A 1503-nucleotide genomic window follows, 5' to 3' on the forward strand; every position below is an offset into this window, starting at 1 on the left:
GTCTAGGCTCATGCTATCGCTCCCCGGCAAATCGACCGCTCGGCCGCGAACGGCCATGCTTCAACTTTTCACGACGAGATAAATCTTCCATTAATGCTGGCTGATACAACGCCTCGGCCAGGAACCGGCCGGACGGGAGCCTCAGAGAAGATCGATGAGGAACGGGATCAGCGGCTCATCGGCCGGCGGCATCGGATAATCGCGCATCTGCTTCGGCCTTACCCATTTCAGCGCCTGCCCTTCCCTGGGCTGCGCGATACCGCGAAAGCGGCGGCAGATGAACAGCGGCATCAGCAGGTGGAAATCGTCGTAGGAATGGCTGGCGAAAGTGAGCGGCGCCAGGCACGGGATGTCGGTTTCGATGCCGATTTCCTCATGCAGTTCGCGAATGATGCATTGTTCGGGCGTCTCGCCCGGCTCGACCTTGCCGCCGGGAAACTCCCACAGCCCGGCAAGTTGCTTGCCCTGAGGCCGCTGCGCCAGAAGCACCCGGCCGTCGGCATCGACCAGCGCGCAGGCGGCGACCAGCAGCAGGCGCTTGCCGGCGGTCACGACATCATTCATGACCCGGCGGCCGCCGGTAGTGGTAGCGATAGACTTCCTCGAAGCCGAGCGAATGGTAGAGCGCCAGTGCCGGCACATTGTTGGCCTCGACCTGCAGCCAGGCTTCCCGTGCGCCCCGCAGCCGTGCCCATTTCAGTGCCGACAGGATCAGGTTGCGGCCGTGGCCCCTGTTGCGTGCCGACTTGTCGGTGGCGACCTCGAACAGGCCGGCGAGATCGCCGTCATGCACGCAGATCAGCGTCGCCAGCGCTTCTGATCCATCTTCGAGCGCGAACAGCCCGGCTTCGGGCTGGATGGCGCCGATGATCTCCGACAGGCCGGGGCGCAGCGAAACATCCGAACCGCTGACCTTGAGCGACGCGCCGATGAAGCGGCTGATGTCTTTCAGCGGGATCTGGTCCATGGCAGCGTCGAGTTGCGCATCGGCCAGCGGCAGCCGCATGACCAGCGACTCGTCGAACCGGCTCCATCCCTCACGGTCGAGATGACTGGCAAGATCGGGACCCGACAACGGCGACATGCGGAATGTCAGCGGCCTGCCATAGGCATCGAAACGGCGGCTGGCCCGGCCGATACGGTCGGCAATGTGCTGGATGTCGCCGGGATCGAGCGGATTGACCGAGTTCAGCCGCTTGGCCGGATGGCCGGCGGTCAGCCGCACCACCCAGGTGCCGTCATAGTGGACGGCGGCCGCCGGCCAGGCGCGAAAGCCGGCCGCCTCGTAACGGCGCACGATCGCGAGCATGCTTGCCGGATGCCTGGAGCTCAAAACCGTCAGCTCCGGTAATCGCCATTGATGGCGACATATTCCTTGGTGAGGTCGCAGGTCCACACCGTCGCCTTGCCGCGGCCAATGCCGATATCGGCGCGGATGCGGATATCGTCGCGCTTCATGTAGGCCGACGTCGCCGCCTCGGAATAGCCGGGGTCGCGCTCGCC

General features: G+C 64.9%; 3 protein-coding genes. All 3 read right to left on the bottom strand.

Annotated elements, in window-relative coordinates:
• Positions 1–141 precede the first annotated feature (141 nt).
• Positions 142–564: a (deoxy)nucleoside triphosphate pyrophosphohydrolase gene (locus EN884_RS35615; RefSeq protein ID WP_063169074.1), complete on the bottom strand. Its 423-nt coding sequence runs from the start codon at positions 562–564 to the stop codon at positions 142–144.
• Complete coding sequence (locus EN884_RS35620; protein WP_013529443.1) at positions 557–1309, bottom strand: GNAT family N-acetyltransferase; 753 nt, start codon at positions 1307–1309, stop codon at positions 557–559. The genes EN884_RS35615 and EN884_RS35620 overlap by 8 nt, the downstream gene beginning before the upstream one ends.
• A gap of 29 nt (positions 1310–1338) precedes the next feature.
• Positions 1339–1503, bottom strand: a 165-nt coding sequence (locus EN884_RS35625) for a bifunctional ornithine acetyltransferase/N-acetylglutamate synthase (RefSeq protein WP_206617751.1), incomplete at its 5' end; no start/stop codon positions are given.

This window comes from Mesorhizobium sp. M7A.F.Ca.AU.001.01.1.1 (assembly GCF_004022735.1).
In the GTDB taxonomy this organism is placed as follows: Bacteria; Pseudomonadota; Alphaproteobacteria; order Rhizobiales; family Rhizobiaceae; genus Mesorhizobium; species Mesorhizobium ciceri.